The organism is Achromobacter maghribensis, assembly GCF_057334215.1.
The window spans coordinates 119,118-136,201 of sequence record NZ_JBHFII010000029.1; the positions used below are offsets into that span (position 1 = coordinate 119,118).

Annotated in this window: 12 protein-coding genes; 6 read left to right on the forward strand and 6 right to left on the reverse strand. The window is 64.8% G+C overall.

Translation table 11 applies throughout. The annotated features are described in order from the left end of the window. Positions 1–21: 21 nt before the first annotated feature. Positions 22–1,284 (reverse strand): urea ABC transporter substrate-binding protein, encoded by a 1,263-nt coding sequence (gene urtA / locus ACE039_RS12965; protein WP_448711778.1) that lies wholly within the window; start codon positions 1,282–1,284, stop codon positions 22–24. Positions 1,285–1,478: 194 nt separating this feature from the next. Between urtA and ACE039_RS12970 the strand changes: the two genes are divergently transcribed. After that, positions 1,479–4,871, forward strand: coding sequence for a hybrid sensor histidine kinase/response regulator (locus ACE039_RS12970; RefSeq protein ID WP_485822557.1), 3,393 nt, complete (start codon positions 1,479–1,481; stop codon positions 4,869–4,871). A gap of 10 nt (positions 4,872–4,881) precedes the next feature. Further along, a complete protein-coding gene (locus ACE039_RS12975; RefSeq protein WP_485822558.1) occupies positions 4,882–5,748 on the forward strand; it encodes a response regulator in 867 nt (288 codons plus the stop codon). Between the two features lie 23 nt (positions 5,749–5,771). Here the strand turns inward: ACE039_RS12975 and ACE039_RS12980 are convergent, their stop codons facing one another. Continuing rightward, on the reverse strand, positions 5,772–7,124 hold the full coding sequence (locus ACE039_RS12980) for a type II toxin-antitoxin system HipA family toxin (protein WP_485822559.1): 1,353 nt from the start codon (positions 7,122–7,124) through the stop codon (positions 5,772–5,774). Positions 7,125–7,128: 4 nt separating this feature from the next. After that, the gene (locus tag ACE039_RS12985; protein WP_105559013.1) at positions 7,129–7,389 is read right to left on the reverse strand and encodes a helix-turn-helix domain-containing protein; all 261 of its coding nucleotides are present in this window, start codon (positions 7,387–7,389) and stop codon (positions 7,129–7,131) included. A gap of 296 nt (positions 7,390–7,685) precedes the next feature. On the opposite strand from ACE039_RS12985, the gene ACE039_RS12990 reads away from it, so the two are divergent. From ACE039_RS12990 to ACE039_RS13000, 3 genes are all read left to right on the forward strand, one after another. Beyond that, positions 7,686–8,213 carry a sigma-70 family RNA polymerase sigma factor gene (locus ACE039_RS12990; protein ID WP_485822560.1) on the forward strand — a complete coding sequence of 176 codons (528 nt, stop codon included), beginning with the start codon at positions 7,686–7,688 and terminating at the stop codon, positions 8,211–8,213. Further along, positions 8,180–9,250 carry a FecR domain-containing protein gene (locus tag ACE039_RS12995; RefSeq protein WP_485822561.1) on the forward strand — a complete coding sequence of 357 codons (1,071 nt, stop codon included), beginning with the start codon at positions 8,180–8,182 and terminating at the stop codon, positions 9,248–9,250. The genes ACE039_RS12990 and ACE039_RS12995 overlap by 34 nt, the downstream gene beginning before the upstream one ends. Before the next feature lie 207 nt (positions 9,251–9,457). Next, a complete protein-coding gene (locus tag ACE039_RS13000) occupies positions 9,458–11,971 on the forward strand; it encodes a TonB-dependent siderophore receptor (protein WP_485822562.1) in 2,514 nt (837 codons plus the stop codon). Between the two features lie 159 nt (positions 11,972–12,130). Here the strand turns inward: ACE039_RS13000 and glmS are convergent, their stop codons facing one another. Further along, positions 12,131–13,963, reverse strand: a complete 1,833-nt coding sequence (gene glmS, locus ACE039_RS13005; RefSeq protein ID WP_448711766.1) for a glutamine--fructose-6-phosphate transaminase (isomerizing) — start codon at positions 13,961–13,963, stop codon at positions 12,131–12,133. Between the two features lie 150 nt (positions 13,964–14,113). Between glmS and ACE039_RS13010 the strand changes: the two genes are divergently transcribed. Next, positions 14,114–14,602: an Lrp/AsnC family transcriptional regulator gene (locus tag ACE039_RS13010; RefSeq protein WP_105559015.1), complete on the forward strand. Its 489-nt coding sequence runs from the start codon at positions 14,114–14,116 to the stop codon at positions 14,600–14,602. 15 nt (positions 14,603–14,617) lie between these two features. Here the strand turns inward: ACE039_RS13010 and ACE039_RS13015 are convergent, their stop codons facing one another. Next, entirely contained in the window at positions 14,618–15,676 is a 1,059-nt protein-coding gene (locus ACE039_RS13015; protein ID WP_485822563.1) for a glycosyltransferase family 4 protein, read from the reverse strand. Continuing rightward, complete coding sequence (locus ACE039_RS13020) at positions 15,673–16,995, reverse strand: UDP-glucose dehydrogenase family protein (RefSeq protein WP_310033789.1); 1,323 nt, start codon at positions 16,993–16,995, stop codon at positions 15,673–15,675. The genes ACE039_RS13015 and ACE039_RS13020 overlap by 4 nt, the downstream gene beginning before the upstream one ends. Between the last annotated feature and the right edge of the window lie 89 nt (positions 16,996–17,084).

Here is a 17,084-nt window from a genome sequence, read left to right on the forward strand (position 1 = left end):
GCGGCGCCCGGATCGAGGTGATTACTGATAGCCCTTGGGGAAGGGATCGGGCTTGATCAGTTCCGGGGTTTCGAAGATCACGTCAACCTGGCCGTCCTTGCGAATCTGGCCGATGCGGGTCTTGCTCCACAGGTGGTGGTTGGGGTCGATCTTGACGTAGCCTTCGGGCGCTTCCTTGAATTCCAGGCCGGCCGAGGCGGCGACCACTTTGTCGACATCGAAGCTGCCGGCCTTTTCCACCGCCATCTTCCACAGCCAGGGGCCCAGATAGGCCGCCTGGGTCACATCGCCGATCACGGCGTTGGCGCCGTACTTGGCCTTGAAGGCTTCGACGAATTTCTTGTTGTTGGCGTTGTCCAGGCTCTGGAAGTACTTCATGCACGACCAGAAACCCTCGGCGTTTTCCCCGCCGATTCCCAGCAATTCGTCTTCGGTCACCGAAATGGTCAAGAGCTTTTGCTTGCCGCTGGTGACGCCAGCCGCCTTAAGCTGTTTGTAGAAAGACACATTGCTGCCGCCCACCACCACGGCGAACACAACATCGGGCTTTTTCAGTTTGATCTTGTTGATCAGCGAGCCGAATTGCGTGTGGCCCAGCGGGTAGTATTCCTCGCCGACCACTTCGCCCTTGAGCACGTTCTCGATATGCTTGCGGGCAATCTTGTTTGATGTGCGCGGCCAGATGTAGTCAGAGCCGATCAGGTAGAACGAGCGCGCTTTCTTCTCGCGCGACAGCCAGTCCAGGCTGGACAGAATCTGCTGCGTGGCCTCCTGGCCGGTATAGAAGACGTTCTTGGATTGCTCCAGGCCTTCATAAAAGGTCGGGTAGTAGAGCAGGCCGTTTTCTTTCTCGAACACCGGCAAGACCGCCTTGCGCGAGGCCGAGGTCCAGCAGCCGAACACGGTGGCGACCTTGTCGCTGACCAGCAGCTTGCGGGCCTTTTCAGCAAAAGTCGGCCAGTCGGAAGCGCCGTCTTCCTGGATGATCTTGATCTTGCGGCCCAGAATGCCGCCCATGGCATTGATCTGCTCGATGGCCAGGCGCTCGGATTGAATCGACCCTGTTTCGCTGATGGCCATGGTGCCGGTCGCCGAGTGCAACTGGCCCACCGTGACTTCGGTGTCGGTAATGGCAAGGCCGGTGGTGTTGATGGCCGAGGTGGCCGGGGCAGCCGCGCGCGACAGCGCCGGTATGCCCAACAGCGGAAGGGAGGCAAAAGCCAGGGCCAGGCGCCGGCGCGAGGGCGATTCCGGGGCAGTATCAAAAGGGGTTTTGCCAGACATCGATGACTCCTCAATGGATCACGACCAGGGAAACCGAGCATGCGCGGCACATGCCGCAGCCCGGAGGGTGAGGGCATACTAGGAGCCTATGACGCAGCGCAACATACGTTGATTGACGTAGAGGCAGGCCTGCCCCCGGGCGTTACAACGGCATCTACGTTCAATGACGTATCCCCAACTCCTCGGAGCCTGATTTGTCTGCCAGCGCGCCTCAACGCATCGTCAAGATCCGCCGCGACTACAACACCTGGGTCGCCAATGAGACGCTGGAAGACTATGCGCTGCGTTTCACGCCGGTGTCGTTTCGCAAATGGTCGGAGTTCCGCGTCGCCAATACCGCCCTGGGCGCCGTGTCTTTCCTGGCGCTGGAAGCCATTGGCGGCGCGCTGGCGCTGAACTATGGCTTTATCAACGCCTTCTGGGCCATCATCGCCGTGGCCCTGGTCACCTTCCTGACCGGCTTGCCGATTGCCTATTACGCGGCGCGCCACGGCCTGGACATGGACCTGCTGACGCGAGGGGCCGGCTTTGGCTATATCGGCTCGACCATTACGTCGCTGATCTACGCCTCCTTTACCTTCATCTTTTTTGCGCTTGAGGCGGCCATCATGGCGCTGGCCATCGAGCTGGCCACCGGCTTGCCGCTGTCCATCGGCTATCTCTTGTGCGCCGTGGTCATCCTGCCCATGGTGGCTTACGGCATTACCTTCATCAGCCGGTTGCAGGCATGGACGCAGCCGATATGGCTGGTGCTGCTGCTCTTGCCCTATGCCTTCATCGCCTTCCGGGATCCCGGGACCTTGCAGGAGTTTCTGCGGTTTCCGGGCTATGACGGCCGGGGCGGCAATTTCAATCTGCTGATGTTCGGCTCGGCGGTAGCGGTGGCCGCCTCGCTGGTGACGCAGATCGGCGAACAGGTCGACTTTCTACGCTTTCTGCCCGAACGCACGGCGGCCAACCGCAGACGCTGGTGGCTCGCCCTTATCTGCGCGGGTCCGGGCTGGATTTTGCCGGGCGCGGCCAAGATCCTGGGCGGCGCCTTTCTGGCCTGGCTGGCCCTGTCCCTGGGAGCGCCCGCCGACAAAGCGGGGGACCCCACCCATATGTATCTGGCAGCCTATACCTATGTGATCAGCGATCCCGGCCTGGCACTAGCGCTGGTAACGGCCTTTGTGGTGGTCTCGCAGGTCAAGATCAATGTGACCAATGCTTATGCCGGCTCGCTGGCCTGGTCCAACTTCTTTGCCCGCATCACGCACAGCCATCCGGGCCGGGTGGTGTGGCTGGTGTTCAACGTGCTGATCGCCGTGGTCCTGATGGAGATGGGCGTGTTCGGCGCGTTGGAGCATGTGCTGGCGGTGTTCTCGCACGTTGCGCTGGCCTGGATCGGGGCGCTGGTGGCAGATCTGGTGATCAACAAGCCTCTGGGTCTGTCTCCGAAACGGATCGAGTTTCGTCGCGCCTATCTGTATGACATCAACCCGGTCGGCGTGGGCAGCATGCTGATCGCCATGACGCTGGGCCTGCTGGCCTTTGCCGGCGTGTTTCCGGGCACGGCGGGCGCGCTGGCGCAGGCGTTGTCTCCCTTTGTAGCCTTGCTGGCGGCTTTTGTCTGCGCGCCTGTCATCGCCTGGCGCACGCGCGGGCGCTACAACCTGGCGCGGACGCCGGTCGATGTCGCGGGTTCGGACCATGTCTGCGTGATCTGCGCCAACCGTTTCGAACAGCCTGACATGGCGCATTGCCCGGCCTATAACGGTGCCATCTGTTCCTTGTGCTGCACGCTGGATGCCCGCTGCCAGGATCGCTGCAAACAGCAGGGACGTTTGAAGGATCAGGTGCAGGCGGTCTTGGGCTGGCTGTTGCCGGCGCGGGTCACACCGCTGCTGCATAGCCGCCTGGGCCACTACCTCTTGATCGTGGCGGGAATGGGCTCGCTGCTAGCCGGTATTCTGGGCTTGATCTACTACCAGGAATACGCCAGTCACATGCGGGCCGGCCTGGCCCCCACGGGTTTGCGGCCAACCTTCTTGAAGTTGTATGCCGCCTTGTTGCTGATCGGCGGCGTGGTGGCCTGGTGGCTGGTGCTGGCGCACGAAAGCCGACGCGTGGCGCAAGAGGAATCGGATCGTCAGACCCATTTGCTGCTGCGCGAAATCGAGGCGCACAAGCAGACCGACGCGCAGTTGCAACAAGCCAAGGAAGCGGCCGAAAGCGCCAACCTGGCCAAGAGCCGCTTCATGGGCGGCATGAGCCATGAGTTGCGCGCGCCCTTGAACAGCATTCTGGGTTACGCGCAGATTCTGCAGCGCGACCCGGGCCTGCCACCGGCGCGGCGTGAGGCCATCGATGTGATTCATCGCAGTGGCAAGCACTTGATCGGCCTGATCGATGGTTTGCTGGACATCGCGCGCATCGAGGCGGGCAGGCTAAGGTTGGAGAACAGCGAACTGCGCTTGCCGGCGTTTCTGGAGCAGATCGTGCAAATGTTCCGGCCGCAGAGCACGCTCAGAGGGCTGATCTTTCGCTATGAAGCGGCGGAACTGCCGTCCATCGTGCATATCGACGAAAAGCGGCTGCGGCAGATTCTGATCAACCTGCTGAGCAATGCGCTGAAGTTCACGTCGGAAGGACATGTGTCGATGCGCGTGAAGTCGGCGGCGGATATGGTGTTGTTCGAAGTAGAGGATAGCGGCCGAGGCATACCGGCCGAAGATCTGGAACGCATCTTTCTGCCCTTTGAACGCAGCTGGGCGGCGGTCGAGCAGGCCGATTCCGGCACGGGCCTGGGCCTGACCATCTGCCAAATGCTGACCGGCATCATGGGCGGCGAGTTGACGGTGCGCAGCGCCGTCGGCCGCGGCAGTGTGTTCACGCTCAAGCTGTTTTTGCCGGAGGTGCGCTCGCCGCGCCGCGATGCCCGACCGTCGGGGCTGGTGGTGGGCTATCGCGGCGAGCGGCTGCGGATCCTGACGGTGGATGACCAGCCTTCACAGCGGCGCCTGGTGCGCGACCTGCTGGAGCCGCTGGGCTTTGAGATACACGAAGCGCCGCATGGCGCCGCTTGCCTGGCCTGCGTGCATACGCTGCGGCCGGCCCTGATATTGATGGACGTGTCCATGCCGGTCATGACGGGATGGGAAGTCCTGCGGTGCCTGCGTGATGAAGGCGTGGCCGTGCCCATCGTGATGCTGTCCGCCAATATCCTGGGGCTGGATCCGAAAGACCCGGCGCAAAGCGGGCATGACGCGTTCATTGCCAAGCCCGTGATGGTTGATGATTTGCTGAATCAACTCGGCAGTTTGCTCAAGCTGGACTGGCAGGTGGCGCAGGTGGAAACGGCGCTGCCGGCGGGGGATCTGCATCGGGTGGCACTGGAGCGCGAGGATGCCGAGGCGCTGCTGGAACTGGGCGCCATGGGCTACATCAAGGGCATACAGGCCAAGCTGGAAGAAATACAGGGCCGCCGGGCCGAAGCACGCGAACTGACGATGCATCTGCGGGCGCTGGCGGGCGAGTTTCAACTGAGTGAATTCAATCAAGTGCTCAAACATCATGTACAGCGTCACCATGCCCACGCCCGATAAGAACCTCGTCATGCTGGTCGATGATGCGCCGGACAATCTGAAAATGCTCTCCACCGCATTGGATGCAGCGGGCTATCAGGTGCTGGTGGCAACCGATGGCCAGTCGGCGATAGAACGGGTGGATTTCGTGGTGCCGGATATCGTGCTGCTGGATGCGGTGATGCCTGGGATGGATGGGTTCGAGACCTGCGCGCGCCTGAAAGCGCATCCGGCGGCGGGAGATGTTCCCGTGGTGTTCATGACGGGCCTGACCGAGCCCGAGCACGTGTTGAAGGGGTTTCGAGTGGGCGGCGTGGATTATGTGACCAAGCCGCTGGACCCGGATGTGGTAGTGGCCAGGCTGCGAACGCATTTGCGCAATGCGCGCAGCCTGTCGGCGGCCTTTGATGCGATCGATGCGGCGGCACGAGCCGTAGTGGCGCTGGATGCGCGCGGACTGCCGATCTGGAAGACGGGCAAAGCGCGGATCTGGCTGGCAGCGTATTTTGGTTGCACGGAGGATGCGGCAGACCTGCCGGTGCCCTTGGCGGATTGGGTGGCAGTCAATCTGGCGGCCGGACCGGCGGCTGAACCCTTGGTAATCGTCAGTGCGCGCGGGCGTTTGACCTTGAGTCTGTCGGCATCACGGCGTAGCGGCGAGACGTTGCTGCTGTTGCAGGAGCAGGCGCCGCTGGCGCCGGCCTACGGTCTGACGCCGCGTGAGGCCGATGTGCTGCGCTGGTTGGCCAAGGGGAAAACCAATCGGGATATCGCCGAGATTCTGGGCATGGCGTCACGAACGGTGAACAAGCATCTGGAACACATCTACATCAAACTGGGCGTGGAAACGCGCGCGGCGGCGGCGGCGCTGGCGGTGCGGCATGGGGATGCCTTTTGAAGCGCGCCGCGGGTCCTCTGGCGCTAACGTGCCAGTTTGTCGGCGGCCTCTTGCAGGCCGTCGAGGATGCAGTCGGCCACGTGCATGGGGAATCCAGCCGGCAGTAGCGCGCGGACGGTCTTCACGACCCCGGGCGTGCGCGCCACCAGGTCGTCGATGACAGGCTCCACCCCCTTACCGTCGTGACTCACTACGCCATGCTCGGTGCCCACGGCAATCCAGTGCCGACGCAGGATGTCGCGCATGACCCGGTGGGGGTTTTCCGAGCGCACGGCCATGGCCATCTTGGCGTCGTACGGAGACAGCTGATCCGCCCCCTTGCCGATGACGGGGTAAGCCGAAAGCACGTCGTACAGCGGGGTGAGTTCGTAGGTGCCGCCCTGGCGCAGGAAAATGCTGAAGTTCTTCGCGTGGCCATCCGTGGCACGCAGCATCCAGAAGAGGACCTGGGCCTGGAAGAACGTGCGGCGGTCGCGGTCAGGAGCGCGCGACGTGGCCAACAGCTTCATGATTTGGCACACACCCGGCCCGCCGTCGGACTCGTACTTCAAATGCGGCGGGGTTCCCGTCGCCTGGCACATGTCTTCCTGCGGCAGCCGGACGAGCCAGCGCTTGCCCTCTACGTTCTCCCACCACATTCGGTCGAAGCGCTCGACCGCCAGCACCTTCATGTCCTCAAACATCAGGGGCTCGGTGCGCGCCACCGGCATTTGGTAGGCGCGCAGGACTTCGGAGCACAGCCACTCGTTTTCGACTGAGTCGCTCCAGTCGAACTTCATGTTTGCGACCAGGCCCAGCGGCAGCTTGAAGATGTGAGTGGTCGGTGTCGCGCCATGCGGCCGGCACCACCGCCCGTCGTACCAGAGCATGGCCGACTTTTCCTGTGCTCCGGCAATGGAGATGCGGAAGTCTTCATCCTCGGCAGCGTTGCGGCCCAGAGGGCCTGGCGCCAGGGTGTTGCGAAGCAGCTGGGCGATCTCGGCGTCGGTCATCGGAACCGCGTTCACCTCTTGAACGCCGTCCGGCGCCTCGGGGCCCGGCACTACCTGCAGCGCGCCGACGCAGTCCCGACCAACTTCAGCCAGCAGGGCGAACGCGTTGGTCGAGCCGGCCTGGTACCGACGTGCGACGCGCTCGCGAATTTCCTTGCTGTCCGGCAGCAGGTTTTCGAAGTAGGTGCGCACGGCTTCGCCACGGTGCGGGCGATTGCCCGGGGTGAAGGGGAGGGACAGCGACAGCGGGCGCCCCTGCTCGGAAGCCACCCAGGCGTCGGCATATTGCAGGACTTCTCCGACATGCGGTTGCGCGCTCCAGGTACCGACGAATTCGCCGTTCATCCAGAGATTCAGGGTGCGGGTGTGTGAGCGTCGGCCCATGGGCTCACCAGCTGGGGCCTGCCGACGCCTTGGGCGACGGCGATTCGCTGGTCTTGCGCAGCACGAGCTCGACGCCCAGGATGCTCAGAAGCTCCAGCAGGCGGTCGGCGCTGACCTTGTCGGCATGGCGCTCGAGATTAGACAAGGCCTGCTGGCTGACGCCCAGTCGCATAGCCGTATCCGCTTGGGTCAGGCCGGACTGTTTGCGAAAACCCTGGAGCAGCGCTGGCAGCTGCTCCGCCGTGCGGACGGTGAAATCGGGCATACAGGCCTCACGTTGTTTTGCCGATTTACAAATTATATTGAGTAAAATGGAAATACTCAATATAGATTGTAAAGTACAAATACAATGCGGGGATTGTATTTACGTTTTACAATTCGGAAGCTGTAAAACGCCCAGGCGGCGCTACGCGCGACGATTAGCCTTGAGGGCAGGCGCGGCGCGCCCCAACCTTTTGCCGGACACTGGGCAATCGCGGGGGTTTACGCTACGATTATTAATTCTCATTTATGCTTTCTAGCCCGCGCGGTTTGTCGCCCCGACCCGCGCCGCCCCCTCCCGTGAGCGTCTCCAACTCCCTGACCTCTCCCAGCGTGGAGGCCCTCTATTGCGATCACCACCGCTGGCTGCGCAGCTGGCTGTCGCATCGGCTGGGCAACGCTGCCGATGCCGCCGACCTGGCGCACGACACATTCCTGCGCCTGCTGAGCAAGGCGGTGTTTCCCCGTTTCGGCAGCGAGGGAGAAGCGCGCGCCTACCTGCGCACGGTGGGCCACGCGCTGTGCGTGGACCTGTGGCGCCGGCGCGAAGTCGAACGGGCCTGGCTCGACGCGCTGGCCGCGCAGCCCGAGCCTGTCACGCCCTCGGAGGAACACCAGGCCATCATCATCGAAACGCTGCTCGGCGTCGGCCGCATGCTGGGCCGCCTGTCGCAGAAAGCCGCCGCCGCGTTCGTCATGGCGCAGGTCGACGGCACGCCCTACCGCGATATCGCGGCCACGCTCGGCGTGTCCGAACGCATGGTCAAGAAGTACATCGCCCAGGCCATGCTGCAGTGCGCCCTGATCGAAGCCGGGTTGAACGCCTGACCATGCTGGCCAGCGACGCCCCAGCCCAGCCCGCAGGCCCGCCCGATGACTCCGTGGGGCGCGCGGGCGGCGTGACCGTCAATCATATTAAGCAGGCAGCCGAGTGGTACGCGACGCTGGCCGACGCTGGCGTCACCGAGCAGGACCGCGCTGCCTGGAACGCCTGGCTGGCCCAATCCGCCGCCCACGCCAAGGCTTGGGAACACGTCGAGGCGGTCAGCCGCAGATTCGACCCGCTGAGGCAGGGCAACGCCGGTGGCACGGTAGCGGTCGTGGGCGTCAACGCCGCCCGCCGCGCCTTCGTCAGCCGCCGCCACGTCGTCAACAGCGTCGCCGGCCTGCTCGGACTGGGCTCGGCGATGTGGCTGGGCTGGCGCTACACCCCCTTGCCAGCCGTGGTGGCGGCGCTGCGCGCGGACCACGCCACCGGCATCGGGGAGCGACGCGAACTGGCGCTGGCGGATGGATCTCGCGTGTGGCTCAACACAAGCACCGCGCTCCAGGTCGACTACCAGGATGTCGCGCGCCACCTGGTCCTGCTGGCGGGAGAAATCCTCATCGAAACCGCCCGCGACGGCCGCGGCAGGCCATTCTTCGTACAGACGCCTGCCGGTCGAGTGCAAGCCCTGGGCACCCGCTTCTCGGTGCAGTTGCAGGAACGGCAGACACGACTGGACGTGTTCGACGGCGCCGTCGAAATACGCACGCAGTCCGGCGAGCAAGGCCGCGTCGATGCCGGAAAGGCTGCGCTGTTCGACGCCCGCGCCTTGACGCCGCTGGCCACCGCTGCCCCCATGCGCGCTGCCTGGAGCAAAGGCATCCTACCCGCAGACGACATGCCGCTGGGCGACTTGCTGGCCGAACTCAACCGCTACCGCCGCGGCCACATCAGCGTCGCCCCGGACGTGGCCGAGCTGAGCGTCATGGGGGTCTATCCCACCGATGACACCGACCGCGCCCTGGCCATGCTGGCACAGGCCCTGCCGATCCGTATCCACCGCCCGCTGCCGTGGTGGATCACCGTCGACGCCCGCTAGTCCGCGGCCTTTTTTTCAACACACGGTTCCCTTTTTCCAGGCTCATCCGGTTTAGGAGCAAAGAGTCGATCAGACGACGTGAAGGGACCGCCCCACGGCCACCTCGCCCGTCCCCCCGCCTGCCATTGACCGCCGCGCCGCCGCGCGGCGACCGTCACTGCATCCGCGGGGCGCCTCATTGCCGCCCACCATCGAGGATAGCCACCCATGTACCGCCGCCGCACCTCCCGCCGCCCTGCGCCCTTGGCGCAGCCCCGCCTGTCCTCCGGCTCGTCCGAAGCGGCCTTGCGCCCGGCCATGCTGGCCTTGCACCTGTGCATGGCCGGCCCTGTGCTCGGCGTGCTGGCGTGGCCCGCGCAAGCCTGGGCCCAGCCGGCCAAGGCCGGGCCGGTGCGATCCTACGACATCCCGGCTGGATCGCTGAACGCGGTGCTGAACCGCTTTGCCGAAGAAGCGGGCGTGCTGCTGTCGGCGCCAGGCAACCTGACTGCCGGCAAGACCAGCGCGGGGTTGCGCGGCGACTATGGCGTGAAGGCCGGCCTTGCGGCGCTGCTGGCGGGCAAGGGCCTCGAAGCAGAGCGCCAGCCGAACGGCACCTATGCCTTGCGCGTCGTGCCAGCGCCGGCGACAGGCGCGACACCCGTACTGCCCGCCGTCACCGTCACGGCCACCGGCGTATCCGGTGAACCGCCTGCCGCCTACGCGGGCGGGCAAGTGGCGCGCGGCGGTCGCCTGGGGCTGCTCGGCAACCGGGACATGATGGACACGCCGTTCAACGTCACCAGCTACACCGCCGAACTGATCGAAAACCAGCAGGCCATCACGGTGGCCGACGTCCTGGCCAATGATCCTTCCGTGCGCACCGTGTCCTATGGACTGACGAACACGGCGGCGGGCGGCGAGATCTTCATGATCCGCGGCCTGTCGGTGCAGGACTCGATCCTGTTCGACGGCCTGCCCGGCATCATCTCCAGTCGCGCTGGCGCCGCCGAGCTGGTGGATCGGGTGGAGATCCTCAAGGGACCCAACGCATTGCTCAACGGCATGGCCGTGGGCGCAGGCGGCGCCGTGGGCGGCGCCATCAACCTGGTTCCCAAGCACGCGGAGGACAAGCCCCTGACGCGCCTGACCACCACCTACCTGTCCGATGGCAACGTCGGCGGCCATCTGGACGTCGGCCGCCGCTTCGGCGAGGACAACCAATGGGGCATCCGCTTCAACGGTCTGTACCGCGACGGCGCCACCGCCACCGCTGGCCAATCAGTCGAATTCGGCGCGGCAGTGATCGGCCTGGACTACCGCGGCGCCACGTTGCGGGCCTCGCTGGATGCAGGACACCAGACCATGAACAACGAGGCGCCACAGGGCGCGGCGGGGTTTGGCGTCGATGACGGCGTGCCGATCCCGCGGCCGCCGCAGGCCAGGCGCCAGATCGCCCAGGACTGGGAATACTCCCGGTCGAGCAGCAATTACCTGCTGGCCAAGGCCGAGTACGACGTTGCTCCCGACTGGACGCTGTACGGCGCATTCGGCGGCAGCCGGACGCAGTCTCGCTACCTGTCGACCGATCTGTTCATCACGGACGCCGCCGGCAATGCGCAGGCGACCGTCTACTACTGGCCCAACTGGGTCGAGAACCGGGTCGCCCAGGCCGGTGTGCGCGGCGCGTTCGACACCGGCGCATTCAGGCACCAGGTCAACCTGAACGCCACCTATCTGACCAGCGATACCGGCTACACGAACGCCTACTACGGCTTCAGCCAATTCAGCACCAACATCTACCATCCGACGACCGTCGAGCGCCCGTCGACGGCGGGTTTCAAGTCCGATCCACCCCAGACCAATTCGCTGCGCTTGCCGTCCGTGGCGCTCTCGGACACGGTCTCGTGGCTCGACGACCGCGTGTCGATCACGCTGGGTGCCCGTTACCAGCGCGTCAAGAACGTCGGCACCGACACCGGCATCGGCGTGGCCAGCGCCACCTACGACAAGCAGGCCATCACGCCGGCCTTGGCCGCCGTGATCAAGCCGTTGCCGGACCTGTCGATCTACGGCAACTACATCGAGGGCCTGATCCAGGGCGACACCGCGCCGATGGGCACGACCAACGCCGGCCAGATGTTCGCGCCGATCAAGGTCAAGCAACGCGAAGTCGGCGCGAAGTACGACTTCGGCCGCTTCAGCGCCACCGTCAGCCTGTTCCAGATCGAAAAACCGAGCGGCCTGGCGATCGCCAACGGCGACGGCACCTCGACCTACCGGGTCGGCATGGAGCAACGCAATCGCGGCGTGGAACTGAATGTCTTCGGTGAAGCGACGCGCGGCCTGCGCCTGTTGGGCGGCGTGGCCTATATCGACCCCCGGCTCACCAAGACGGAAGGCGGCGTCTACGATGGAAAGCGCGCGCCCAACGTGTCGCGCTGGCAGTTGAACCTGGGCGGCGAATACGACCTGCCGGCCCTGCCCGGGCTGACGCTGACCGCGCGCATGACCTCCACCAGCGAGCAATACCTGGACCAGGCCAATACGCGCAGCATTCCCGGCTGGACACGCTGGGACTTCGGCGCGCGCTACGCGACCCGCGCATGGGATCGGCCTCTGGTGCTGCGCGCCGGCATCAACAACGCCTTCGGCCGCAATTACTGGTCGGGCAGTTCCAGCAATTGGCTGTATCTCAGCCAGCCGCGGACCTTCACGTTATCGGCAACGATGGATTTCTGACGCGGCCCGCGACCGCATCGCAGCACCACGGCCGCCCCCTGCCGACCGGCGCGCAATCGCCGGCGCTGGCAGGGGCGCGTGTCATTCCCCCAGTGTGTCCTGGTCGATTGACCAATTCGGGGTGGGCCGAGAATACGGCCAAGTTACGATTTCGCCGCTTCACTCCACCGTCACGCTCTTCGCCAGATTCCGCGGCTTGTCCACGTCCGTGCCGCGCGCGCATGCCGTGTGGTACGACAGCAGTTGCAGCGGGATCGTGTGCAGGATCGGCGACAGCTTGCCGTAGTTCTCCGGCATGCGGATCACGTGCATGCCTTCGGCGCTCTGGATCTTGCTGTCGGCGTCCGCGAACACATAGAGTTCGCCGCCACGCGCGCGCACTTCCTGCATGTTGGACTTCAGCTTTTCCAGCAGCTCGTCCTTGGGCGCGATGGTCACGACGGGCATGTGCTCCGTCACCAGCGCCAGCGGGCCGTGCTTGAGTTCGCCGGCCGGGTAGGCTTCGGCGTGGATGTAGCTGATTTCCTTCAGCTTCAGCGCGCCTTCCAGCGCGATCGGGTAGTGCATGCCGCGGCCCAGGAACAGGGCGTTTTCCTTGGACGCAAAGCGGTCGGCCCACGCCATGATCTGCGGTTCCAGTGCCAGCACCGAACCGATGGCCACCGGCAGGTGACGCAGCGCCTTCAGGTGCTCGGCTTCCTGTTCGTCGCTCAGGCGGCCGCGCGCTTGCGCCAGCGTCAACGTCAGCAGGAACAACGCGGTCAGCTGCGTGGTGAACGCCTTGGTCGACGCCACGCCGATTTCAACGCCGGCGCGCGTGATGTAAGACAGCTTGCACTCGCGCACCATCGCGCTGGTGGACACGTTGCAGATGGTCAGCGTGTTTTCCATGCCGAGCGAACGCGCATGCTTCAGCGCGGCCAGCGTATCGGCGGTTTCGCCGGACTGCGAGATCGTCACCACCAGCGAACGCGGGTTGGGCACGCTGTCGCGATAGCGGTATTCGCTGGCGATTTCGACGGCGACCGGGATCTTGGCGATGGACTCGATCCAGTACTTGGCGGTCAGGCCCGCGTAGTAGCTGGTGCCGCAAGCCAGGATCAACAGCGAATCGATGTCCTTGAAGACCTTGAAGGCATCGTCGCCGAACAGCTCGGGCGTGATGGCTTCGATGTCTTGCAAGGTATCTCCGACGGCGCGCGGCTGCTCGAAGATTTCTTTCTGCATGTAGTGGCGGTAAGGCCCGAGTTCGGCGGCGCCCGTGTGCACGTGCACGGTGTGCACTTCGCGGTCCACGTTCTTGCCCGCGGCGTCCACGATCCAGACACGCGACAGTTGCAGGTCGACGACGTCGCCGTCTTCCAGGTAGATGATCTGGTCGGTGGTGCCCGCCAGGGCCAACGCGTCAGAAGCCAGGAAGTTTTCATTCTGGCCCACGCCCACCACCAGCGGCGAGCCTTGGCGCGCGCCAACGACGCGGTGCGGTTCGTCACGGCAGAACACGGCGATGGCGTAGGCGCCATGCAGGCGGCGCACGGCGTTTTGCACGGCTTCGAACAGGTCGCCGGCGTACAGGTGATTCACCAGATGCGCGATGACTTCGGTGTCGGTCTGGCTTTCAAAGATGTAGCCCACGGCCTGCAGCTCGGCGCGCAGTTCGTCGTGGTTCTCGATGATGCCGTTGTGGACCAGCGCGATGCGCGGTTCGTCGTTGCCCAGGTGCGAAAAGTGCGGATGGGCGTTGTGCGTGGCCGGCACCCCGTGCGTGGCCCAACGGGTGTGGGCGATGCCGGTGAACCCTTGCACCTTGTCTTCGGCGACCTGCTCGGCCAGTTCGGCCACGCGCTGCGTGCTGCGCGTGCGGCGCAGATGGCCGTCCGCGTAGACGGCGACGCCGCAGGAATCGTAGCCGCGATATTCCAGCCGCTTCAGGCCTTCAACGAGGATCGGGGTGATGTCGCGCTGGGCGACGGCGCCAACAATGCCGCACATAGGAGAGACTCCGCTAAGTTCGTGTACCGACGCATTGTGCGCGACCCACCAAGAAATATGATTTCTTTATGTGCGAATAAGTGGAATTTAATTCCCTTACATAATTGTGATTAAATTATCTTTCTTGCAAACCACATTTTTGAATTAATCATGCAAAACGTGCCGATTTTGCTACCGGAACTTGATGATCTGGACCGGCGCATTCTTGAACAGTTACAAGAAGACAGCTCGTTGACCAACCAGGATCTGGCCGCGCGGGTGCATGCGTCGCCCCCGACATGCCTGCGGCGGGTGCGGCGACTGCTGGACGAAGGCGTCATCGACCGTCAGGTCGCCCTCCTGGCTGCCGACAAGCTGGGCAGCACGCTGACCGCGATCGTGGAAATCACGCTGGACGTGCAGGCGGCGGAAAGCCTGGATGCGTTCGAGCAAAGCATGCTGGTCGAGCCCGCCGTGCTGCAGTGCTATCGGGTGTCGCCAGGGCCGGACTTCGTGGTGATCGCGCAGGTCAAGGACATGCCGGCCTATCACGCGCTGGTGCACCGGGCGTTCACGGCCCAGGCGAATGTGCGCAACGTGCGCACGTTCTTCTCGGTGCACCGCGCCAAGTTCGAGACGCGGATCGACGTGCGCGGGTAACGCCAGGCGTCCCGTCTACCGCCGGCCCAGCAGGCGCTCGAATTGCGCCAGGTAGCGGTTGCCCATCTCCTGGACGTCGTGTTCCGTCTTCACGTATGCGTAGGCGCGCTGCGTGACATCGTCACGGAACGCTGCGTCGTCCAGGCAACGGGCCATACCGGCCGCCATGGCCTGGTGGTCGCCCACCGCCACCAGCACGCCGCGGCCGTCGGCCAGGCTTTCCTTCAAGCCGCCCGCGTCGGTGGACACCACCGGCACGCGCTGCAGGAAAGCGTCCAGCACGCTGCTGCCTAGCGCTTCTTCTTCGGAGCTCATCACGAACACGTCGAGAATGCTGTAGAAGTCTTCGACGCCTTTGCGAAAGCCCGCAAAGCGGTAGACGTCTTCGATGCCCAGCTTCTTGGCTTCGTCCTTGGCCTGCTGCTCGCGATCGCCGCCGGCACCGAAATGCAGGAAGACGAAGTCGCGGCGCGTCCTGGCCAGCTCGCCCACGGCGCGCACCAAGGTCACCGGGTCTTTGTCGCGGATCAGCGCGGCAGACGTCGCCATGACCTTTTTGCCCGCCAGATCGAATTCACGGACCAGGGCGGCAACGTTTTCCGCGTTGATCTCGTGCGGTTCGACGGCGCTGCGGATGATGACCGGTTCGATGCCCAGCCGGCGCGGTTCGCTTGCGGCCATCTCGCTGATGGCCACGAACAGGTTGGCATGGCGCCACTTGAAGCCCGTCTTCCACTCATCGCCCGGCTTGACCACGAACGACGTGCGGCGCGAAAACACCACCGGACTGCGATGCAGCCATTTCGTCAGCACGGCCCACGTGATGGTGTTGGCGGTCTGCGCGTGGATGATGTCGTAGCGGCCGGCGCCAGCCAGGAACGCCAATTGACCCGGCACGTTGCGGCAGGTGTGGGCCACAAAGCCCTCTTGGCGGGCGCGCTCGGCAAGCGGCGCGCCCTCACGGCACATCACTTCGACGTCATGGCCCGCCTTGCGGAAGGCGCGCATGCAATACAGCGTCTGCCGTTCGCCGCCGCGCCAGCCTTTTTCGAAGTTCAGTTGCAGGATTTTCATGCGCGCCCGATGCCGGAGTACTCGAAGCCCTGGCCGCGCACGTCGGCCGGCGTGTAGAGGTTACGACCGTCGATGATCAGCGGCGTCTTCAGCAAGGCCTTCACGCGGTCGAAGTCGGGCGCGCGGAAGACCTTCCATTCGGTCGCGATCAGCAGCGCGTCCGCGCCGTCCAGTGCGTCGTACATGTCGGTGGCGAAGGTGATGCCGGGCTGGCCGACCAGCATGCGCGCGGCCTCGTGCATGGCCACCGGATCATAAGCGCGCACCTCGGCGCCGCGGCGCGTCAGTTCGGCAATGACCGTCAGGCTGGGCGCTTCGCGCATGTCGTCGGTGTTCGGCTTGAACGACAAGCCCCACAGCGCGATCTTGCGGCCGCGCAGGTCTTCGCCGTAGCGTGCCACCAGCTTTTCCGACAAGCGGAACTTCTGCGCATGGTTGGCGGCCTCGGCGGCTTCGATGACCCGCATGGGCAAGGCGTTTTCCGCGGCGGTGTTGACCAGCGCCTGCACGTCCTTGGGGAAGCAGGAACCGCCGTAACCCGCGCCGGGGTACAGGAAGTGGTAGCCAATGCGAGGGTCCGCGCCGATGCCGCGGCGCACCTGCTCGATGTCGGCGCCCAGCGCTTCGGCCAGGTTCGCCATTTCGTTCATGAACGAGATGCGCGTGGCCAGCATGGCGTTGGCGGCATACTTGGTCAGCTCGGCCGAGCGCACGTCCATCACCATCAGGCGGTCGTGCGTGCGCTGGAACGGTTCATAGATGCGGCGCATCACGCCAACCGTGTAGTCGTCGTCGGCGCCGACGATCACGCGGTCCGGGCTCATGAAGTCGTTGATGGCGGCCCCTTCCTTCAGGAATTCGGGGTTGGACGCCACGCTGAACGGGATCTGGACGCCGCGCACGGCGAGTTCCTTGTCCACCACCGCGCGCACCCGGTCGGCCGTGCCGACGGGCACGGTGGACTTGTCCACGATCAGCTTGCGGGACGTCATGTGACGCGCGATGTTCTGGGCGGCGGCCAGCACGTATTTCAGGTCGGCGGAACCGTCTTCGCCGGGCGGCGTACCCACGGCGATGAACTGCACGTCGCCGAAGGCCACGCTTTGCGCCACGTCGTCCGTGAAATGCAGGCGGCCCGCCTGCACGTTGCGGCGAACCAGGTCTTCCAGGCCGGGCTCGTAGATGGGAATGCCGCCCTGGCGCAGCAGGGCGATCTTCGCCGCGTCCACGTCCAGACACATGACGTCGTTGCCCATGTCGGCCAGGCACGCTCCCGACACCAACCCCACGTAACCGGTACCCACGACCGTGATTTTCATGCCTGCACGCCTTCAAAATAGGGAATCTTGCGCGCCCGGTCCCTGGACCAGGCGCTGGCCGCCATTATAGAAGCGGCCAGGGCGCAAGG